This is a genomic window from Candidatus Margulisiibacteriota bacterium (assembly GCA_003242895.1).
Taxonomy (GTDB): domain Bacteria; phylum Margulisbacteria; class Riflemargulisbacteria; order GWF2-39-127; family GWF2-39-127; genus GWF2-39-127.
On the sequence record QKMY01000040.1, the window covers coordinates 1 to 20,265 of the forward strand.

A 20,265-nucleotide genomic window follows, 5' to 3' on the forward strand; every position below is an offset into this window, starting at 1 on the left:
TAATTATCCATTAGGTTGTTTTAATTATGGAAAGTATCTTTTCAGGTTGGGTTATCTTGAGAAAATGCAGGACGTTTTAGTTGCTTTATTTTAGGATATTACAATAGCTTCAAATCCAGACTCTATTTTTATCGCAAGATCAGTTGAAAAGGATTGCATCGCTTTTGACTGTTTGATAGATTCATCGTAAATATCTCTAAAGAAATTGGCAGGTATTACCTTGTTATTGTTTTCATCTGTAAATACAAAATAATCTGAAAGCAGTTTTTCTTGTTTTCCTAGTTCAATAATTCTTTCGTCTTCCTTTGAAATTTTATACTGTTTATCGAGTTTATAGCAGAATTCATATAGTAAATTATGTAATAATCCAATTTGGTATTTTTCAACATATGTAAATAAAAGTGATAGTCCCATTCCCCAAATAGAGGATACGAACGCTGTTCCCATGCCAGATAATAATAATTCTATACTATTTTTTATTTGTTCAGTTGAAGTTGTACTGAAATTCGAAATACCATAAGTTAAACCGACAAACGTTCCTAAAACCCCAAATCCTACAAGTAAGCTCGGGATTGATGATATTAATTTAAGATTTGTTTGACTCTCTAAAAGATTTTTTTCATTAAAATAATCATAAGCGTATTCATCAGTTTTCTGATTTTCAGACAATTTAATAAAAGTATCTTTATAGTCCATCCAAATTTTATTGAGCATCGGGCTTTTGTCGATGGTGTTATCTGGCAAATTGTTAATAGAATCTTTTAAATCTTTTCGAATTAATCTAATAGTTTTTAGAATAGGGTACAAACCAACGACACAGATGATTATTGTAGCAATTACCCAATAAACAGTTAAGGTATTCCCATCAATATGAATAATTGATTTGTATGGAAATAATTTTTCAAAAAAATCCATTTTATATAGCTCCTTTAAAAGACCATGGTTTATTATTTTGAATAGTGTTCAATTATTTTATTGTCTTTATCTGAATATAACACTATTATTCTACAAAATACTATCAATAGCAATCTTTTGTCAGATGACAGGACGTCAGCCGACTCTTCTTTTGTGCGCGAATGATGCGGTCTTGAGGCTAGGAGTTGGTCCGATCAAAAACAGAGGTGGCATAATGTTACATAAGTTATTATTATACGAAGTTTTCTTATGTTTTCTTTTCCTCATTGCAGCTACTTTCTCGTCAGTGCCATAGTTGACACTTTTCTATCTTTATCCCGGTTTCTATAATAAAGAGAGTTTGTTTCAGGATAGGAACGGAACAAGATCTATATTTTATTTCTTTAACCTTCTAGTGAATCGAACACTATCACGATACCCATCTTCATTTTTTCCGTATAACGACTAAGCTCACCTGCCGCTTGTCTCCAATATTTTGCTTCTAAACAAACCCTTGCCTTATTAAAGGCATTCACTATCTAGATAGCTCAACACAAAGCGGTCTGGTGCAGCGTTTTGTTAGGTGTTATTAACCTTAGCTGCATTGTACCAAGTTTTGATGTAACTCATTGTTAATAAACTTGGATTCTTAGTTACGTGTGCCTTAAACCATGAAAACATACCATCCCAATCTGATAATTTGCCTGGATCATTCAATTCCCAGCCAAGTTCTTCCAAAAGCCAATTGGATTTCATGCTATTAGTAATCATAGAGCAGCATACCCAATTGTTTCTTGTATCTTCTCCGCCTCGCGATATTGGGATAACGTGGTCTATAGTAGGAAATAGTTCCCAAAAAGCAATATGCCCCATATCCATTTTACCATTCTTATGATACGGAAAGGTTTTTGGTAAGTAATGTGAGATTAATCGAAGTGCTGGAGGATAAACCAGTTTTGTGCCACGATAGCGATCAATGAAACCGTCACGCACAAATATATCTGTCATTTGTCGTGGTGTATATTGCCGACTAGTCTTGGTAATAGGTATAAATGGGTAATCAGCATCAATGAGCCTTCCAGCCTCTTCAAGCTGCGTATTGTCTAAGAGATTACAAACAGTTCTAATGATAGCCTGACGGCCTTTGATCATTTTTATGCACCTAATTGACCAAGCTCACCTGCCGCTTTTATTATATTATTTTTCCATGATGCCCAATAGTTTTGGGATTCGTCAAAATCTTCTTGAGAAGGCGTAAACAAAATCATAAGGTGCACCGTTTTGTTATGTGGTTAATATATGATTAATTTCTTTTATTAAAACAGGCAAGTGTTTTGTCACTGCGTCCCAAACTAATCGTTCATCTATTATGTCATATCCATGAGCCAATATATTTCTAAAACCAATGATTCGCTGATACTCGCTTACAGACGCTAGAATTTCCTCATCAATTCTCTTTATTCTATATAAAGCTTCACCCACGATCTCAAACTCTCGTTCCAGCGCCTTTTGTAATAACCTACTTTGTTCAAATTCACTAAAGGTTTTATCTTTAACAAAGTCATTAATTTCTTCAGAAGCTGAAATGATATCAAGAAAACTCTTCCTTATTCTATCGTTCATATATGGTTACCTTAGTAGCACTTACAGATTTCTGGAATAAGGGGTTATTAAACTTTTTTTCTATAACAAGATCTACCGTACGTTCAAAAATATTTTCAAGATTTTCTTTGAGTTGAAAATATATCTCAAATCTATCTAAGTCTTCTCTATCATCAATTGATACCAAAACGTCAATATCACTTTGATCTGAAAAGTTATCATTGAGAATAGAACCAAACAAAGATAACCTTTTTATAGGCAAGGCATTACACGTTTTATTAATATTTGGTTTATACTGTTCTAAATCTATCATAATAATCATATTTTACCTGAAGATTGAAAATTTCACTATATTTTATTTGTAATAAACTCAGCAGTATGTTCCGCCTTAGTGAATCATATCTTAATCTTTTCGAAAAATATGAAGGTGGTCTGGGGTTCTCCACATAACGACTAAGCTCACCTGCCGCTTAGCCCTCTAACATTTTACTGCTATACTAACCATGCTTTATTAATAGTCATAATCTTTTAGAGAAGTCAGCTCATTATTTTCATGTCGGCCAGCTTCTTGAATTCTTCAGTGCTATCTCGTTACCTGTAATTTTCTTAAGCCGTCCAGCACAGTAATTCCGTATTTTATTCCTCAGCTTTTTTTGTGAAACGGCCACTATCACTATGCCTATCTGCTTCTTCATTTTTTCCCACCTAACATATTAATATAAAGCAACCCATAATTTAATAAATAAGAACAGAATATCACAATATTATCATGGATACTAACTAAAATTCCTTAATATTGATTCCATCTTTTGCTAAGTATACAATACTTTATAGAAAAACTGTATATTTCCTATTAGAGCGAGAGCGATAATGCGTCCTGCATTATCTCTAATGTCGGCGAAAAAGACTTCTATTGCAGTTACTCCCTATCCTCACCGTCAACAACTCTGTGGCGGTCTTACGACAATACACTTCGTGCGCCTTGCCTCATCTCGATGCTGTTTCGTTTCCGTCAATATGCTAAAAAGAAGCATAGCATATTGCTCCGCCGACATCATCGGGTTCTGTCACATAACACTATAAGCGTCATACGATAAAAAGGTCGACGATTTTACTTAATAGACACAGGAAGATATCCCGACCGATTATCGTATACGCTCTGTTGAACTAAGTAATTGCAGCTGATTTTTTGCTATGGGATTTCAATCATACGGATATTTAATAAAAACTTAATTTACTAACTTTTAAAATTCAAAAATCACTCTGCTTTTTAACAATGTTCTCATATTTACCTCAGAATTTCTTCCAAGCTTAATTGCCTTACTATTTATTTGAAGTTTTTAGCTTTGTTTACTCCGAAAAACCTTCAAACAACGCTTTTTTGTTAGCACGATCCCTATTCCGACTTTTTCGTCAGTTTTTTCCGTAATCATATCTTTCCACCAAACATACATCAGCGATGGCCCTCCTGGTCTTAATCTTTCTGCTATTTGACGCACGGTAAATAATTCGCCCCCACATTTCCGGCAACGACTGACTTCAAATCCACTAAGCCGCACCAATAACTCACGCCATCACTTCCAGCGACATGATCTGCTGCTTATTGCCATCCCTATAATCCTTGTACCTGAAGCTAACTACACCGTCTCGAATCGATATCAACCGATGATTACTAATGGCTATTCGATGCGTATATCTCCCAAGATAATCAATCACATACTCCGCGCTCTTAAATGTCGCCTTACTATATACGACCCATTCCTTGGAATATAAATCATCCAGCATGCTCTGAAACTTTAACTCCCCGGGTATTTTTATCTTTCCTGACTTCTTCATACTTTTAAGTTTACAAAGAAATTTCCCCCGGTATTTTCTTGATAGGTTTTCTACTCTGATAAAAGGTACTTAATGCATCTCGTTACCTCCTTGCACCCCAAAGTCACTTCCAACCCGAATGACTAATTGGTCTCATGGCCCTTTCATCCATTAGGCTCCATACGCTTCCTTTTCATACCCTATGTTTGGGTTCGACGAATCTAACGTAAGAATGAGATTTTCATCTGATTATTATTAACAATAATTACACCGTGTGAAAATATTGCGTGTGGAATTATTGTGTCCGTGGCTAGCAGCAAAGCTGAGATCACGGGAAGAACTTGTTCTGACTAGTGATAATGACATTGCGGAACTTCTGGAGATTGAGCAAGTGCTTGTCGCCGGAAATAATATAACTTGCGTTGCCTTCAACTGCACAGGATATAAAAATATTATCCGAGGGATCAGCAGCAACAACTTCGATATACTCATCAATATAGACAAGAAGAGTATTATTAATGTACCAATGCAGAATATCTTTAATATTTTGGGGTGACAAATTGAATTTAGGATAGCTTAAGATACGAACAAGTTCATCAATGATTTCACGGCATGTTATTATAGTAATGTCGTTATTAGAAACATTTTTTTTTAGGAAATTTAACGACTGGCCTTTGAAAATAAAAGCAGAAACAATTACGTTGTTGTCCAAGACAATACGCATTTATTAGCCTTTTGATTTTCTGACTTCGTTAATAATGTTATCAATTTCAGCTTCATCAAAAGTAGGAGTTGGAATACTATTAGCTATAGATTCAAGATCCATAACCTGTTTATTGATATTCACAGGATGCAAAACCATATCAAACGAAGTGCCCTTCATTTGCTTAAGTTCATCAGGAATATCCATAGTCCCATCTTCATTAACTTTAACTCTATATATATAATTCATACCTAAGATTATACACGACCATCGATTTATATAAAACATATAATTTTTTGATTTTCGTAACAAGGTTTGCGCTTGAGGTGCGTGTAGAGTAGACCACCGACTAATCCATACTTCTCTACCCATACATAGTAAGCAATTTGGCTATATTGCGCATTGTATCTCTGACTTTTACGCCTAATGTGTCGGCATATCGTTTCTCTCATGATCTGCAAAGAAAAAAAGCCTCAGTAATAAAGTTATTGAAAGAAGCTAATATTCCTGACGGAGTTATAACTCACGTAGAACCGGCTGGGGTATGATTAGTTCAGGAAAAGTATCAGTTTACGCCAATTTTCCAAATAATCGACAAGACTTTGCGAATCATATAGTCAGAAATTTCAATGAAGCACTTGGAGTCTATTGGTCCAGAGCAATTGAAACAATAAACCCAATATTTTGGATTGAATTTATTTTAAACTTACCTAAACACCTACTATTCTATTTAGGAATAAAGGATGATAACTGGATCACAAAAAGCACTCAATTGGTCTACTGGATAGGTACAATTATTTACATATTATTTGGCATCAATATAAAGCAAGTTGTGATCAATTTTTAGTATATTTTTTGTTACTATCCGCCGCGTCCTGCGGCTGCAGTTAACAAGCAGACCACAATCAACAAGTTTGCCTGCGCAGGTAATAATTATTTATTTAGTCCTTTAATTGGCGTACTTACGCTGCGACGGACTAACGGCTAAACCCTTCGGGCGTCTTGCCTCGACTCACAGCTGTTTCGGCTCCATGATATGCTAGAAAAAGCATAGCATATTGCTCCACAGACATCAGTGGCCTCGGTTACATTGTAAAATCCGCTCGAATCCGACCACATCATTGACTAAACTGATCCATTAGTTGTATTTAATATACAGGACCGGTCGGAATCACCGGAATCATCGGTCGCTTTCAGCGGAATCTACATTTGAGACAGCATTGCTTGATCCACACGCTTGACTACTCTTTAAATTCTCCTGTTTTTCTTGATCTTCTCGCTATTCTTATCGTTACAGTCTTCAATTCACTGCCACAAAACCGATTGAATTCCCATAGCAACTAAACAGCTTTCTTGCGCGCCTCTGTTCAACGCCGCACTGAAGACATGAGAAGCGACTCCGCCTCCACCCATTCGCGACGCTCACCGGCTTCTCACGATCTTCCGTGCTTTAACATTAGATGGACATTGATAGCTGGAATTATTCGTGGTTCTATTCAGGTACAGGAGTCCCTCAGGTATTTTTGCGCTTTACTTGACTCCTATATGAGCAAACAGTAGCCTCTACTTTTCTTTCTCTTCCGTCACTGATTCATGGAGCTGTTTTAAGCCTATGGCCATCGCCATCTTAAGCGTATTCTGATAGCCCGTACCACTGACCTCCCCTATCTTCATCGCTTCCAGGTACATATCAAAGGGGATCACCATATTAACTCTTTTTACTTCGCCTTTTTTCTTAATTGCTTTGCCGAAATCAAAAACTTCTTCACTGTCGACGGTTTCATAGTAATCAGCTTGTTTGCTAAGCTGTTCATTGTGATCTAGTTTTTTATCATGTTCTAGCATGTTATCCCACCCCTCTAGAATAATCTCTCTTCATTTGTTCTCATCCTTCTTACCGTAACCAATACACCAGTTACTCGATTCACTATGACCGCAAGTCCTTTTCCTCGTACAAACCCGAGTCTCAGATCTATTTCTTCATCAGTCTTACTTGGTACAATAATCGTGTCCACTTCTCCATACACAAGAGCCGCAACATCCTCTATGCTGATATTACGCTCTTCTAGTCTTTCTAAAAAATGAGTACTAAATGTGTATTTCATACATCAATTATACACCAATTCTTATAATCAGCAAAGCCATAAGTGCGTTAAAAGAGGCGCAAAAATTTATGATTTCAGGCTTCGTCCGTCAGGAAAGATTGGCCACTACCGTTTTCTAATGATGAGCGACAATTAGAAATACCGGGCAGGAATTATAGTTGACGTTTATCATTTGGAAAATTATTTTTGCATGATAAAAGTCAATTGCTCAACTATAATATACCTTATAAGATATAAAATATTAATTGAAATATATCCTAAAAGGTATACAATATAAGAATGGAAAAACTAAAACTACTACAAATAAGCGAAAGATTCAAATCAGTAAAGCATATCCCAGGTTGGATTAAAGGCCTTGGCTCTTGCAGCAGTCAGATTAAATCTATTCGTGAAGCGTTTGGCATGACACAGAAACAACTTGCTAAACGAATAAAATCAACGCAAATAATAGTATCTCGACTAGAAAGCAATGAGACTAATCCAACAATTGAAACATTAACCAAAGTAGCGGATGCTCTTAATTGTGAGTTAATTATCTCATTTATACCAAAAATAGAAATAGATGCAGTAGTTGATAAATTAGCCGATGACACAGCAGAAAAGCTAGTTAACCAATCTGTAGCTAATGCCGCGATGGAGCTACAAAAACCAAATAAAAAAATAATCAAACACAGTAAAGAAGACTTAAAAAATGATTTAATCAATAATAGACGGAGTAGTCTATGGTAATACTAAAAGGAAATTCACCTTATGGCGCTACTCCTATTGACGACTATTCAGGGCTTAAATTAAAACATATAAATACAATAAAAGAACTTTACGAGGCTGAATTCTTAAACATTACCTCTTCAACTTCAAAGTATCTACTAAAACCTCCCTCAAATAAATCATTCATGGACAGGATTTATTTATTCAAGATTCATAAAACTATGTTTTCCCAAGTCTGGGATTGGGCTGGCAAAAAAAGAATCAGTAATAAATCAGTTGGTATCGACAAATTCCAGATTGATATTGAAATCGTTAAACTTATACAAGACTTTGAATTCTGGGAATCGTCCAATATGGATACAATAGAGGTTTCCTCAAGAATTCATCACAAACTGGTATATATTCATCCTTTTGAAAATGGGAACGGTCGTTGGGCAAGGCTGGTTACGAATATTTATCTTAAACAGAAACTAAATAGAATTGTTTACTGGCCAGAACAGGAACTTTATATCAACAATGTTTTTCGGAAAAGATACATTCATTCCTTACAATCCGCTGATCATGGCAATTTTGCTGATCTGGTCAGCATTCACCAAGAGTTACTAGAAGACATTATTCAATTTACCTAAAATATCGACCTACTGCACTGACTAGCCCTATAGACTGGAATATTGTCCATATTAAGAAGTAGAGATAAAATTACAATATAAAAAGATTAAGAAACCATGGAGAAAAGAACATGATTAACGAGATACTGCCAGACCAGCTTGATTTAACTCACAAAACAAATATATTACCGCAACCTGATGACTTTACCCTCCTCTATAGCAACCACAAAGTCCTGCTTAAAAAAGATAAGGACACCTTTATTATCCCTACCCTCAAGGATATTTCAAGCATAGCAAAAAATATCGATTCCAAGTTTATTGGCACACTCAATGGCAAAAACTATTTCCAATTTAGTGGGAACGGACAGGTTTTCCCCGAAGAAGAATACTCCTTTTTCGACATATTCTATGTAAGAAATAATTTTGATAAACCCTTAAGGTGGCTAGTAGCAATTGGCTATCAACTTTATACCTGGCATATGGAAAACACCTACTGCGGAAAATGCGGAAATCTGTTAGCAAAAAAAGCCGATGAACGGGCACTGGAATGTAATCGATGCCTCAACACAGTTTACCCCAAAATTTCCCCGGTAATAATTGTGGCAATAATAAAAGATAACGAAATTCTGTTAGCTCGGGGAACAAATCCCAGATTCCAATTTTATAGCCTCATCGCCGGTTTCGTTGAAATCGGAGAAACCTTAGAAGAAGCGGTAGTACGAGAAGTAAAAGAAGAAGTTGGCGTTGACGTAAAAAACATCAGGTACTACAAAAGCCAGCCCTGGCCATTCTCAAGTACCTTAATGGTAGGGTTTTTTGCAGAATATACCGGAAACACCGAAATAACCATTGATAACAAAGAAATCGCAGATGCCCAGTGGTTCGCAAAAGATACCTTACCAAGCATGCCAAATACCGATGCTATCGGCGGAGAAATGATACGAGTATTTGCTGATAGTTAAGGGAGAATCAAGCGATCATTCCGGCAACTGGCACCGTTTTAATAATTATGCTTAATCAACAAAAAGACCATAAACGAATTTATGGTCTTTCTTTGTTGTTAGATGATTAATGAATTGTTTTTATGCTACAGTTACATTTGTCGCACAAGGACCTTTGTTGCCTTGTCCGATTTCAAATGATACTTTGGCGTTTTCGCTTAAGGTTTTAAACCCATTTGCATTTATTCCTGAATGATGGACAAATAAATCTGCACCGCCATTATCTGGAGTAATAAACCCAAACCCTTTCGTTTCATTGAACCACTTTACCGTTCCAGTTGCCATAAATCTTTTCCTCTTTTCGTGTTGATATTAACACCATTATACATCACTTCGCCAATTTGTCATACCCAAATATTATATTTTATTGCCAATTAACAAATAACGGCCTGGATTTAAATTATTAACATATCGAAATAGGCTAAAAAATGAGATACTATGAAGAAGCAGCTATCGCATAATAATGGCTGAGGAGAAGTAAGATGAGGGATCTGGCGATATATAAATGTCCCGTATGCGGGAACATACTACAAAAAAAAGACAGTGCCTATATCTGTATAAAGAACCACACCTATGACATCGCCAAGGAAGGATATGTCAACTTACTCCTGGCAAACCAGAAAAAAACCAAAGCTCCCGGCGATTGCAAAGAAATGATAAGTTCGAGACATCGTTTTTTGAGTAAAGGATACTATAAAAAATTATCGCAGGCAATCAATAACTTGATAATTGAGCATATAAAAAGCAGGACAGCGGCTGATTACACTATACTCGATGCTGGTTGCGGCGAGGGCTATTACCTCGATGAATTGTATAGAAGCGTTGAACTCAACAATAATATTACCTTTTGTGGAATAGACATATCAAAAGAAGCCATAAAACAAGCAGCCAAAAGAAACCAAGGAATAGAAGTTGCAGTTGCAGGCGTATTCGAATTGCCGATAATGAATAAAAGCGTTAACTGCCTCTATAGCATTTTTGCGCCGTATAAAGAAGTAGAGTTCAAGAGAGTGCTAAAGGACAATGGCATAGTGATTATTGTTTCTCCAGGGGCCCATCATCTCTATGGTCTTAAGAAAATATTATATGAATCCCCATATTTGAATGAAGAAAACAAATTGACCACGGAAAACTTAGAAGTGATAAACAGAGTAAAGCTAAGCTACGAGATGGTCATCGACAACGCGGAAGATATAAGCGATCTCATGACCATGACTCCCTACTATTGGAACACTGACATCTTAAAAATAAATGAAGTAAAAAGCCATGTTTCCGAACTTACCACCTGCGCGGAGTTCATTCTCACGGTATTCCGAAAAAAACTGACATCCCCTGATTCAGGTAGAAATCAATAAGGCACAAGGAAAATAGCGGAAAACATCTCCGATAAAAAGCTTTTGTCCTGGAGAAAGAGTTTCTCCGGTAATGCTATTCCTCCATGAGTTCACGTTGCCGGGAATCGAAACACTGGTATCTTTCCATATCTCATACCCAAAAGGATACTGACCTTCTGCAACAAGCCCTGTTAAAAACAACGGAATCACAGCCACTGCCCACGCATCTCCGTAATTTCTTGCAAAAGCAAGAATATGGTCTTTACCATAACCGCCGGTTTCAAGGGAAACATAATTACCTTCGAGAAATAATTCACGGTTAGCTTCTCTTGCATGCAGCAGCTTATACATCAGGAACATCTTAATCCTGCCGTCATGTTTAGACCCCAGCAACTCCTGAATAAATTCAAGACGGTCAGTTTTATCTCTCTGCTCAATTTCGTATAGTATTTCTTGCCTTAAAGCAAAATCCACCGGTCGCCGGTTATCCGGATCAACGAGATTAAGTTCCCACAACTCCGTTCCCTGATAAAAATCAGGCACTCCGGGACTAGTCACCTTTATAAGCAATTGTGAAAGCGAATTAAAAATACCGAAAAATGCTATTTTCTTTTGAAAAATCAGAAAATGGAAAATAAACTGGTTTGCATCGGAGACCATTAAAATGCCTTCAATAAAATCCATGCAGGCCTCTTCAAATCGGGGATTAGGGTTAAGCCATTCGGTATAAAGCTTCGCTTCTCGCACTGCCTTGAGCATATAGGCCTTAATCCTCGTTTTGTATGTCTCATAATCTTCGTCGGAAAATTGGGTGGACCGTTCGGAAGTCTCGCCATCTGCCAAGGAAACCGTTTCAAGCTCTGCCGCATGAAGAATCCCTGGCTCCGCTAAGAATGGAAAGGTCCCTATCAACGTCTGATATAAAAAATATTCATCATTATTGTCAGGATAAAGCGAGTCATCAATCCGGGTTTTTTTATCTTCGTTGAGTGTATGCCATAATTTAATGTTATCATCCCATTCCTGCGGCAGCTCTGAGAGCACATTCACCCTCGCCCGCACATCTTCACCTCGTTTCGTATCATGTGTAGCTGTAGCATTAAAGGTAACGGGCGTACTTTCCTGACGACGTTGATTGAACTTATGAAAAGCACTTGGAGTCACTCCGAACTCATCAGGGCCTCCACCGACTTCATTTAAAGAAATAAGTATATTATAAAGATACAGCACGGTATCTTCTACCCCTTTTGCCATCAACGGACTGGTAAATTGCTGGAATCTCATAACGAAATCAATCCACTGGTTCCTTTCCTCTTCTGTCAGATAGTTGTCAAAAATAAGCAGCAGGAACCGTTCAATAAAGTTAAGTTCGTAGAGAAGATCAGGAACCCGCTGTTTAGCCTTGGCAATAGTCTCGTGGATATAACGCCAATCCTGGCTTGAAAAACTGTCGTGAGTGATATAGGTCCTATATACCGGGAATAAGACCATGACTTCTGACAGAGTCCTTCTCAAACCATTAACGGTAATATCATTCCCATACCGGTACCGGTAAGAAATCCTCTTCAAATGATGTGACAGATTGTCGATATCACCAGCCATATACCGCTCAATAATAAGTTTTTTCTTATCACGCAAGAGATCTTCATACCTTGTCCGCGTTTCAGAAAAATTAAAGTATATTTTTTTGAACTTCGTTAAATTCTCAGTAGAGCAAAAAATTCCATTAACGAAATTCATAAAATCATACCCGGTTGTTCCTTGAATCTCCCATAGGGGAGAAATATTTTCACCTGATTCCAATATTTTCTCGACTACGATATAGCTATCAGGAGCAAACTCCCTGATCCTCTTCAGATAGTGCGTCGGGTCAAAAAGACCATCAATATGATCAATCCTTAAGCCGGTAACAAGCTGCCTTTTTATCAGATTGAAAATCAAGGAATGCACAGCATCAAAAACTTCCGGCTCTTCCACCCGCAACGATATTAGTTCATTTATATTAAAAAACCTCCGGTAATTAGTCTCTTCAGCAGCGACTTTCCAGTACGAAAGCCTGAACAGCTGATCAGCATGCAGCTTATCAAGCAGATCAAAACTCGAAGGAACACCTTTAACGCCATTAAATAATGTGATCGTCTCATCAATAAAGGATTTGATAACCTCGTTGCCCTGATAGAATTCCCAGAGCATCTTTTTTGCGAGATCAATCTGCATATGCCTGGTACTAATTTCCAGGTCTGAAGAAGCAGAAGTCAGAATATAGACGATCCCAAGATACTTGATAAAGTCAGGATGGTCTTTTCCCAGTCTGGATTCAAGCACAGTAAGATTATAGCTGAGCACCGCAGCATATGTTTCTATTCTAAGAGGGAATTGCAGGTCGTAATAGCTTATATTGAATCTGCCTTTATCATAGCCTAACCTGATTTCACCGTCCTCTAATGAAACCCCATAAAATTTCCCCAGAAAGGGAGCCAGTACCTTGCCTTTGGACCCGGCATAAGAGCTGCCGTCAATAATATCAAAGTAACCGTAGTAAGCAGAATCCCTGCCATACTCCAGCACATCCATAAGTATTGGATTATCTTCGTTAAAAGCCATATGATTAGGGACAATATCCTGAATCCAACCCAGATCATATTTTTTAATAGTTTCTATTAGTTGTTCGAATCCCTCAAGTCCGCCCAACCTGCTATCAATCTCATGATAATCAACAACATCGTATCCGTGCATACTCCCTTTCTTCGCTTTCAAAATCGGCGATGCATAGATATCGGAAATCCCAAGGGCTTTGAGATAAGGAACAATTTTCTCTGCACAATCGAAGTCAAACAAATGATTAAATTGAAGCCGGTAGGTAGATATCGGAACACGCATTAAAGGCCCCTTTCCTTCAGGATGTTGCCAATCGAGATAAAGTGTTCCAACCACCTGGACGAATAGCTATCTGCATAAGCCGCACGTTCTTTCATGATATCGAAATACTTGTTGGAAAGGGTATAATAGAGATGCTGAGCAGGCCAGAGATTAACTTCAAAGGGAACTATTTCCAAGACCTTAAAATTGTCCTTGAGCACTTCCAGTGCAGCAACATCTTCAGGAGCTCGCGCAAAGCTTTTCATAAGGGAATTAAGCTTATTGCTCACAATTGAAACCTGCATAGCGGTATCAATATGAGCATTCCATTTCCCGAACCGGGCAATCATACTTTTAATATCTTCAATATTAACAACTTCCGCCATCAATCCATCCCGGAGTTCTGTATTCAGGGAAAACTCAATAATACTGGAAAACACTTGAGGAAGGGTAACATGTGTCTCGCTCAATTCGTTTATTACCGGGAAATAGGTTTCATACATCTGCTTAAAATAATATTCAACCTCAGTAACCGTATGGCGAACAATCGAGTTCAGAATAACCCGTTGTTCTTCTTTAAATACATGCCACAATGAATATTCATGATTACCAAAATATTTGTCCATAAGGTTTAAGACTCCAACGATATCACTACTGTTAAATGCCATAAAAACTTCATGGCAGATGGTATCGAAATCATCTTTTTCCCTGGTTTCAAGAACACTGCCTACCAGGCTTTGGTCTCCGATGTGAAGGACCGCGAAATACATTACTTTACTTACCAGGACAATATTGGAAGTTATTAAAACCTCTCCTATTACCAACTTCTGCCGACCGGAAAGATACTTTTCAAACCTATAGCGTCTCACGTTATAACAATAGATTTTGGCAAGTTCATGATAATCTTCAAACATTGAAGAAAGGGCATAGTGCACCCCGACTCTCATAAGATCAATAATTTCCGGTTTAACCAGAAGCTCATAGATTTTCTCTCCATTGCCATAAAGCAATACATTACTGGGGGCTAACATAAGAATTTTAGCATACGCGCTTTCGAGGTTAACACCTAGGACCTCTCTTGACAGCTGCATTGCCCTTGCCCCGTAAAGCATGACCTGAACGCTCTCAGCCGACGATATCTCATCCATGGACCAGCCACAGCTTGTATACATCGCTAAAGCATAACGCTGCATTTCTAGCAGGCTCAGGATTTTTGTTTTTATTTCCTGTGAAGGTGAATGCACGGAAATATTTGACAACCAGATTTCGATAGACCCAGGATCACGATCGAGTATAACAGAAATGTAATCGTCCCTGAGTTTCCAGGGATTAGCAGTATACCTCCCCAGTTCCTCTTCATAGATAGTTGCAAGGGTATCTCGCAGCCAGTCCATAGCTCCACGAAAAGGGGCCCTCCATTTTTGATGCCAGTCAGGATTGGAACCGGAACCGCATCCACAATCTTCTTTCCAACGATTGACTCCATGCACGCAACTCCATGAAGAATTCTCATAAATTCGCACTTCCCGGACCGGCGGACACTTTTCCAGGAATTCTCCGTAATTGGTTATCGTTGCCAAATTATTATTCTTAATATAATAATAGCAGTAAGCTAATGCCATCTCTCCATATCGGTGGTAATGCCCATAAGTCTCTCCGTCAGTAGCAATATGAGCGAGCTGAGGGTAACCCGGTTGTTCAGACAAGGTGCTGAGAAGAGTTTTCGCTAGTGTTTCTCCGTTATCTAACAGTCCGCCAAAAGCAACTTCTTGCGCTATCCTGCCATTATAAAAAAATATATGTATCCATTTCCCGGATGGTAATCTGCACAAATAAGGAATTCTTGTATCTATCATACTGCCAGAAACATCGCTCCAGTCACCGTCATCTATTTTTCTAACTGAACATGCCTGGTTTGGAGCTAATATCGTGAAAGTTATACCGGAATCCGCCAATAGCTCCAGTGTTTCGATATCAACAGCAGTTTCAGCTAACCACATACCTTCAGGAAAACGCTGGAACCTATGAACGAAATCCTGGATTCCCCATACAATCTGCGTCTGTTTGTCTCTTTTGTTAGCAAGAGGCATGACAAGATGATTGTATACGTGAGCAATTGCATTGCCATGCCCGGAAAATTTCTCCCGGCTAAGCTTATCTGCGTCGATAATGCTATGATAAATATCAGGGACCTGTTTCTCTAACCAGGCAAACAAAGTAGGTCCGACATCGAAGCTGATATCAGCATAATTGTTGACGATACTTACAATCCGGTCCTGATTGTCAAGAATACGTGCGGCAATATTCGGTGCATAACATCGAGCCGTCACTCTTTCATTCCAGTCATGATACGGGTAAGCAGAATCCTGGATTTCAATTTCCTCTAGCCAGGGATTTTCTCTTGGCGGCTGATAGAAGTGCGCATGAATACAGATATAACGCTCCACGACATTCCTCCTTAGCTCCCCTCTTCTGCCTTTTCGTACATCACCAGACTATGGGCTTTCATATTCAGTTGCAACTCACCTTCAACCGCTAAAGGCATAAATGAACCATCCCCGTTCCATAGTTCGTCAGCCGAATCAAATAATTTATTCCAGCCCCCTCCATCCAAACGGACAACTATCCTTACTTCTTCGTTATTAAAATTCATAAGGATATATACTTCACTCGTCCCTTTCCACCTTTTAACGGAGATTAGATTATTTTCATTAAGATTTATGACCTCAATAGCCTTCTTATCGAAACAGCTCAATGCCGGAATACTTTTCCGTAGCGAAATAAGCTGCTGGTAATAATCCAGCAATAGTTTGTGGCGACCTTGGTCTCGCGTTTCCCAGTTCAATTTTGATTGAAGAAAGGTACCTTCATCTTGAGGATCAGGAGGTTCACCTTTCCAGCTAAAAGAAGCAAACTCTTGTTTTCTCCCCTCTCGTACGGCATTGATCAAAAAAGGATCAGCATGGCTCACAAAATAAAGAAAGGGCGCATCTTCCCCATATTCCTCTCCCATGAATATCAGGGGAATATAAGGAGATAACAACACAGCTCCGGCAGCCAATTTGAGCGCTTCGAACGACACCTGTTCCGATAACCGGTCGCCAAGCATCCGGTTGCCGATTTGATCATGGTTCTGTGAAAAAACAACTAAATTCGATCCGGGAAAATCTTTTGATGAGCTGCCATGATGCTTTTTCCTGTACTCGGAATATTCCCAGGAATAGACATACCCTTCCCTCACGGCTTTCGCAAACTGGTCCGCCCTTCCAAAATCCTTATAATACCCACCCCGTTCGTGCGTAAGCATCGTATGGACACAATGGTGATAATCATCACACCATACCGCATCAATACCGTATCCCCCCTGTGCCACAGGCTCAAGGGCTTTGACATCATCTAGATCATTCTCAGCGATACAATAGAGTTTTCGTTCACATTTTTTGGAAAGGCTTTTGACCCGTTCTACCAGTTCTTGAAGGAATGGCTTTGGGCTCATATCAAAGATAGAATGTATCGCATCAAGACGGATAGCATCAATATGATAATTCAAAAACCAGTAGAGCGCGTTCTCAATAAAATAGTTCCGAACTTCATCACTATGGCTATCATCATAATTAATAGCGCCACCCCAGGGAGTATTGTACTTTTTCGTTATATAGGGGGCGAAATCGGCAGTGTAATTGCCTTCCGGCCCAAAATGGTTATAAACGACATCCAGGATCACCGAAACACCTTTTTTATGACAGGCATTAACAAATTTCTTGAACCCTTCCGGTCCGCCATACGAATTCTGCACTGCAAAAGGATACGTTCCATCATATCCCCAATTGCGTTCACCCGGAAACTGGGCAACCGGCATAACCTCTACCGCATTTACGCCAAGTCTGGCCAGATCATCAAGTCTATCTATGGCTGCATCGAAGTCACCTTCCAGTGTGAAGGTACCGATATGGACTTCATAGATAATCATCTGTTCTAATGGGATTCCTCCCCAGCCGCTATCATCCCACTGGAAAGATCGATGATCGACAATAAGGGACGGCCCATGAACTCCCCTCGGCTGAAAATGTGAAGCAGGATCGGGCCGTTCAGCCCCCCGGTCAATCTGATATAGATAGAGGCTGCCCGGATATATATCATCAACAACCATTCTCCAGTAGCCTCTGGTATCCTTATTCATCGGGATCATACGTTTCATAGGGGATACGATCACTACAAATATTTCGTGAATAAATGGTCCCCATACCACAAACTCGCATCGCCCGCCACCCAGATAATGAGCACCTATCTTCATAGCATCTCCTCTTCCCAAATTTGGAGGGTATTGTAACTCGAATCGAATCGAAGTCAATAAAAAGAAAATAGGGCTACAGAGGAAATAAGCCAGGTGCACCGGAAAAAAAGAAAAACTAGAACCTCAACCGGGCAGCAGCTTGCTCAGGAGAAAATGAGGACAACCGTATTCCTGTCCCAGATTCGAATCCATTCAAAGGGTGTGTCTTAGGCATTATATTAATATACCAATGATAGAAAGGAACGACAGATAACGGGACCGGGGCAGTTCGGATCAGATAATTATAGGAAGGGTTATTCAAATTCTTTACCATCTTTGCAGTTACAAACCGGAGTGCTTCAGCGCATGAACGGATCTCTGATTCACGAAGGTTACCGAAAGAAGCGCTATGCCTTCGTGGCATAACCATCGTTTCATAAGCAATCCCTGCCGCAAATGGCACAAAAACAACAAAATCCGCATTTTCAAAAATAATGCGCTCTTTAACACGCAGTTCATTTTCAAGCATGGCACAGTAAATACACAGTCCTTCATCATCAAAATAATGCTCAGCCTCGTACAGCTGGCTGCGAATATATAATGGAACTACTTTGGTTGATATGATCTGGGAATGAGGATGCCGAAGTGAAGATCCCGCCGGCTTTCCATTATTACGAAAAATGGTGATCAAATGGGCAATGGGATCATTTGCCAGCGCATTATATCGCCTTAAATAAACCGAGAGAATGCGCTCTACCTCTTTGACTGTCATAGTTCCTATTGTTTTATTATGTACCGGATGCTCGATAATGACTTCATGATGGCCACACCCGGACATACTCACAAAAATCCCATCAGATGTTCTTTTTTTTGATGCACAGGCCTTAGGAGCCGGGCTCAAATTCGGATATTTATTATTAACGGCTCGAATAAGCCAACGCCCATCTTCCCTTATAGAAAATATCTCTTCATTGGAAATCTCATTACCCGGACAGAAGGGACATTGGGTATCGTATTCCGGAGCGTCGGGAAGGCCCTCGCTTAACTCCTCACCATAGTCACTTGGTTTTTCCGGGTAATAATCAGTTATCACTACCCATTCTTTCGTAGCTGGATTCTGTCGCATGTCAGATGTCATAAGGAAGCTCCCATACCTATGCTTTTGTCTTCACAATTAACCTCTGCCGCGCAATACGGATAGCATTGAATTGTTCTATCTCTTATTCTCTAAAAAACTGCTCACCTCGACCCTTGCTGACAACTGGAGATCGAGGCAAGCGGCACAAACCTACTCTACTTTTATGGATTTGCTATTTTGCCACAATCCATGAATATTGCAATAAGACTGCGCCATCAAAGTACCAGGCTTATCGGTTTTAAACGCCAGGGTCCCTGCATGATGCGTGTATACAGTACTTGTATCCGCTCCATTGATCGATGATCCGTGGGATGAAAAATTAAACTTACCCAACTCGTAAGGATATTTCTCTCCATCAGGCAAAAAAAAGAGAGAGATCCAGGCTATATGATGCTGAGTTGTATTAGGATGGCTCACAGCTTTACCGATGGAAGCGGTAACATTGGTGAACTCTCCCTTAACAAGAATATCAGGCACATCAATCACAGGCACATGCTTTTCTGATTTCCAGTCAGCAGTTTGCAACAATTCATTCAGTTCAGGCATAGTTCGCCCCCTTTATTTCAAAAAATTTTCAAACATTTCTTCATGGTTAACCTCTTCGGACATAATATGAACTATCAACTGATATGTTACATGATCCTTTCCGAGTGTCATAGCTGCAAGCTTGTTATAATGGTCGATAGCTGCGTTTTCTGCACCTTTCACAACACCTACAATAGCATTATAATCCGAGGTTACTTCCGGAGGATGCGGATAAGGACGTGTCGCAAATTCCCCGAGTTTTGCGATATCTATAATCGGAGTTCCTCCAAGCTGTGCAATCCTTTCTGCCAGTTCACCAACGTGTTCCTGCTCATCTTCTGCTATTTTCTCCAGCAGTTCTTGCATATCTTCGTACCCTTTACCGCTTACCGTTCGCGCCATATGCAAATATGAATAAACGGCAAACCACTCATCTGCATATGCCCTATTTAATTCATAGAGTAAATGCTGTACATCCAAATCAACAACTTCAGTACCTTTTTGTCCCATGTATAGCCCCCCTTTATATTTTGGTTAATAGTTAACCCAAATAAATTGCGGTTAATGTAATCCTTCCCCCCCGAAAAATCAAGCTGGAATGGGTGCAGATACTTTCGGTGGGTTAAGCGACTTTTAAGTAATTATCGACGACATAATCCCATTCATTAGATAAATAACGAGCTCGAAGAGCAACAATGCT

At 39.0% G+C, this 20,265-nt stretch carries 21 protein-coding genes; 5 read left to right on the plus strand and 16 right to left on the minus strand.

Annotated features, from left to right (window positions below; genetic code table 11):
* Nucleotides 1-90: 90 nt before the first annotated feature.
* The 7 genes from DKM50_05635 to DKM50_05665 form a co-directional block, all read right to left on the minus strand.
* A complete protein-coding gene (locus tag DKM50_05635; protein ID PZM80159.1) occupies nt 91-915 on the minus strand; it encodes a hypothetical protein in 825 nt (274 codons plus the stop codon).
* A gap of 558 nt (nt 916-1,473) precedes the next feature.
* A complete protein-coding gene (locus tag DKM50_05640; protein PZM80160.1) occupies nt 1,474-2,046 on the minus strand; it encodes an HNH endonuclease in 573 nt (190 codons plus the stop codon).
* Nucleotides 2,047-2,178: 132 nt separating this feature from the next.
* On the minus strand, nt 2,179-2,517 hold the full coding sequence (locus DKM50_05645; protein PZM80161.1) for a hypothetical protein: 339 nt from the start codon (nt 2,515-2,517) through the stop codon (nt 2,179-2,181).
* A complete protein-coding gene (locus tag DKM50_05650) occupies nt 2,507-2,818 on the minus strand; it encodes a nucleotidyltransferase (protein ID PZM80162.1) in 312 nt (103 codons plus the stop codon). Before DKM50_05650 ends, DKM50_05645 begins: the two co-directional genes overlap by 11 nt.
* A gap of 1,244 nt (nt 2,819-4,062) precedes the next feature.
* Nucleotides 4,063-4,392 carry a hypothetical protein gene (locus tag DKM50_05655; GenBank protein ID PZM80163.1) on the minus strand — a complete coding sequence of 110 codons (330 nt, stop codon included), beginning with the start codon at nt 4,390-4,392 and terminating at the stop codon, nt 4,063-4,065.
* A 247-nt stretch (nt 4,393-4,639) separates the two neighbouring features.
* Entirely contained in the window at nt 4,640-5,035 is a 396-nt protein-coding gene (locus DKM50_05660; protein ID PZM80164.1) for a putative toxin-antitoxin system toxin component, PIN family, read from the minus strand.
* Between the two features lie 3 nt (nt 5,036-5,038).
* On the minus strand, nt 5,039-5,221 hold the full coding sequence (locus DKM50_05665) for a hypothetical protein (GenBank protein PZM80165.1): 183 nt from the start codon (nt 5,219-5,221) through the stop codon (nt 5,039-5,041).
* A gap of 337 nt (nt 5,222-5,558) precedes the next feature.
* Here DKM50_05665 and DKM50_05670 point away from each other — a divergent pair, with 337 nt between their 5' ends.
* Nucleotides 5,559-5,861: a hypothetical protein gene (locus tag DKM50_05670; GenBank protein PZM80166.1), complete on the plus strand. Its 303-nt coding sequence runs from the start codon at nt 5,559-5,561 to the stop codon at nt 5,859-5,861.
* Nucleotides 5,862-6,577: 716 nt separating this feature from the next.
* Here the strand turns inward: DKM50_05670 and DKM50_05675 are convergent.
* Together DKM50_05675 and DKM50_05680 are read right to left on the minus strand one after the other, a co-directional pair.
* Nucleotides 6,578-6,859 carry a hypothetical protein gene (locus DKM50_05675; protein ID PZM80167.1) on the minus strand — a complete coding sequence of 94 codons (282 nt, stop codon included), beginning with the start codon at nt 6,857-6,859 and terminating at the stop codon, nt 6,578-6,580.
* A gap of 14 nt (nt 6,860-6,873) precedes the next feature.
* The gene (locus DKM50_05680) at nt 6,874-7,119 is read right to left on the minus strand and encodes a hypothetical protein (protein ID PZM80168.1); all 246 of its coding nucleotides are present in this window, start codon (nt 7,117-7,119) and stop codon (nt 6,874-6,876) included.
* A 279-nt stretch (nt 7,120-7,398) separates the two neighbouring features.
* On the opposite strand from DKM50_05680, the gene DKM50_05685 reads away from it, so the two are divergent.
* From DKM50_05685 to DKM50_05695, 3 genes are all read left to right on the plus strand, one after another.
* Nucleotides 7,399-7,848: a hypothetical protein gene (locus DKM50_05685; GenBank protein PZM80169.1), complete on the plus strand. Its 450-nt coding sequence runs from the start codon at nt 7,399-7,401 to the stop codon at nt 7,846-7,848.
* Nucleotides 7,842-8,456, plus strand: a complete 615-nt coding sequence (locus DKM50_05690) for a mobile mystery protein B (GenBank protein ID PZM80170.1) — start codon at nt 7,842-7,844, stop codon at nt 8,454-8,456. The genes DKM50_05685 and DKM50_05690 overlap by 7 nt, the downstream gene beginning before the upstream one ends.
* Before the next feature lie 110 nt (nt 8,457-8,566).
* Nucleotides 8,567-9,397, plus strand: a complete 831-nt coding sequence (locus tag DKM50_05695) for an NAD(+) diphosphatase (GenBank protein ID PZM80171.1) — start codon at nt 8,567-8,569, stop codon at nt 9,395-9,397.
* A gap of 120 nt (nt 9,398-9,517) precedes the next feature.
* Here DKM50_05695 and DKM50_05700 read toward each other — a convergent pair whose 3' ends face one another.
* Nucleotides 9,518-9,721 carry a cold-shock protein gene (locus DKM50_05700; protein ID PZM80172.1) on the minus strand — a complete coding sequence of 68 codons (204 nt, stop codon included), beginning with the start codon at nt 9,719-9,721 and terminating at the stop codon, nt 9,518-9,520.
* 197 nt (nt 9,722-9,918) lie between these two features.
* Between DKM50_05700 and DKM50_05705 the strand changes: the two genes are divergently transcribed.
* Nucleotides 9,919-10,791: a hypothetical protein gene (locus tag DKM50_05705; GenBank protein ID PZM80173.1), complete on the plus strand. Its 873-nt coding sequence runs from the start codon at nt 9,919-9,921 to the stop codon at nt 10,789-10,791.
* Here DKM50_05705 and treY read toward each other — a convergent pair.
* The 6 genes from treY to DKM50_05735 all read right to left on the minus strand — a co-directional run bounded on the left by treY (nt 10,774) and on the right by DKM50_05735 (nt 20,075).
* Nucleotides 10,774-13,650: a malto-oligosyltrehalose synthase gene (treY, locus tag DKM50_05710; protein PZM80174.1), complete on the minus strand. Its 2,877-nt coding sequence runs from the start codon at nt 13,648-13,650 to the stop codon at nt 10,774-10,776. The genes DKM50_05705 and treY overlap by 18 nt on opposite strands.
* A complete protein-coding gene (locus DKM50_05715; GenBank protein PZM80175.1) occupies nt 13,650-16,076 on the minus strand; it encodes a glycoside hydrolase in 2,427 nt (808 codons plus the stop codon). The genes treY and DKM50_05715 overlap by 1 nt, the downstream gene beginning before the upstream one ends.
* An 11-nt stretch (nt 16,077-16,087) precedes the next feature.
* Nucleotides 16,088-17,923: a malto-oligosyltrehalose trehalohydrolase gene (gene treZ, locus DKM50_05720; GenBank protein ID PZM80176.1), complete on the minus strand. Its 1,836-nt coding sequence runs from the start codon at nt 17,921-17,923 to the stop codon at nt 16,088-16,090.
* A 115-nt stretch (nt 17,924-18,038) separates the two neighbouring features.
* Complete coding sequence (gene galT / locus DKM50_05725; protein ID PZM80177.1) at nt 18,039-19,040, minus strand: galactose-1-phosphate uridylyltransferase; 1,002 nt, start codon at nt 19,038-19,040, stop codon at nt 18,039-18,041.
* 150 nt (nt 19,041-19,190) lie between these two features.
* Complete coding sequence (locus DKM50_05730) at nt 19,191-19,586, minus strand: Neelaredoxin (protein PZM80178.1); 396 nt, start codon at nt 19,584-19,586, stop codon at nt 19,191-19,193.
* A gap of 12 nt (nt 19,587-19,598) precedes the next feature.
* Nucleotides 19,599-20,075 (minus strand): hypothetical protein, encoded by a 477-nt coding sequence (locus tag DKM50_05735; GenBank protein ID PZM80179.1) that lies wholly within the window; start codon nt 20,073-20,075, stop codon nt 19,599-19,601.
* Nucleotides 20,076-20,265: the final 190 nt, after the last annotated feature.

Coding starts and splice junctions, on each gene's coding strand:
- DKM50_05635 (PZM80159.1), bottom strand. CDS start 915: ATGGATTTTTTTGAAAAATTATTTCCATACAAATCAATTATTCATATT.
- DKM50_05640 (PZM80160.1), bottom strand. CDS start 2,046: ATGATCAAAGGCCGTCAGGCTATCATTAGAACTGTTTGTAATCTCTTA.
- DKM50_05645 (PZM80161.1), bottom strand. CDS start 2,517: ATGAACGATAGAATAAGGAAGAGTTTTCTTGATATCATTTCAGCTTCT.
- DKM50_05650 (PZM80162.1), bottom strand. CDS start 2,818: ATGATTATTATGATAGATTTAGAACAGTATAAACCAAATATTAATAAA.
- DKM50_05660 (PZM80164.1), bottom strand. CDS start 5,035: ATGCGTATTGTCTTGGACAACAACGTAATTGTTTCTGCTTTTATTTTC.
- DKM50_05665 (PZM80165.1), bottom strand. CDS start 5,221: ATGGATATTCCTGATGAACTTAAGCAAATGAAGGGCACTTCGTTTGAT.
- DKM50_05670 (PZM80166.1), top strand. CDS start 5,559: ATGATTAGTTCAGGAAAAGTATCAGTTTACGCCAATTTTCCAAATAAT.
- DKM50_05675 (PZM80167.1), bottom strand. CDS start 6,859: ATGCTAGAACATGATAAAAAACTAGATCACAATGAACAGCTTAGCAAA.
- DKM50_05680 (PZM80168.1), bottom strand. CDS start 7,119: ATGAAATACACATTTAGTACTCATTTTTTAGAAAGACTAGAAGAGCGT.
- DKM50_05685 (PZM80169.1), top strand. CDS start 7,399: ATGGAAAAACTAAAACTACTACAAATAAGCGAAAGATTCAAATCAGTA.
- DKM50_05690 (PZM80170.1), top strand. CDS start 7,842: ATGGTAATACTAAAAGGAAATTCACCTTATGGCGCTACTCCTATTGAC.
- DKM50_05695 (PZM80171.1), top strand. CDS start 8,567: ATGATTAACGAGATACTGCCAGACCAGCTTGATTTAACTCACAAAACA.
- DKM50_05700 (PZM80172.1), bottom strand. CDS start 9,721: ATGGCAACTGGAACGGTAAAGTGGTTCAATGAAACGAAAGGGTTTGGG.
- DKM50_05705 (PZM80173.1), top strand. CDS start 9,919: ATGAGGGATCTGGCGATATATAAATGTCCCGTATGCGGGAACATACTA.
- treY (PZM80174.1), bottom strand. CDS start 13,650: ATGCGTGTTCCGATATCTACCTACCGGCTTCAATTTAATCATTTGTTT.
- treZ (PZM80176.1), bottom strand. CDS start 17,923: ATGAAGATAGGTGCTCATTATCTGGGTGGCGGGCGATGCGAGTTTGTG.
- galT (PZM80177.1), bottom strand. CDS start 19,040: ATGACATCTGACATGCGACAGAATCCAGCTACGAAAGAATGGGTAGTG.
- DKM50_05730 (PZM80178.1), bottom strand. CDS start 19,586: ATGCCTGAACTGAATGAATTGTTGCAAACTGCTGACTGGAAATCAGAA.
- DKM50_05735 (PZM80179.1), bottom strand. CDS start 20,075: ATGGGACAAAAAGGTACTGAAGTTGTTGATTTGGATGTACAGCATTTA.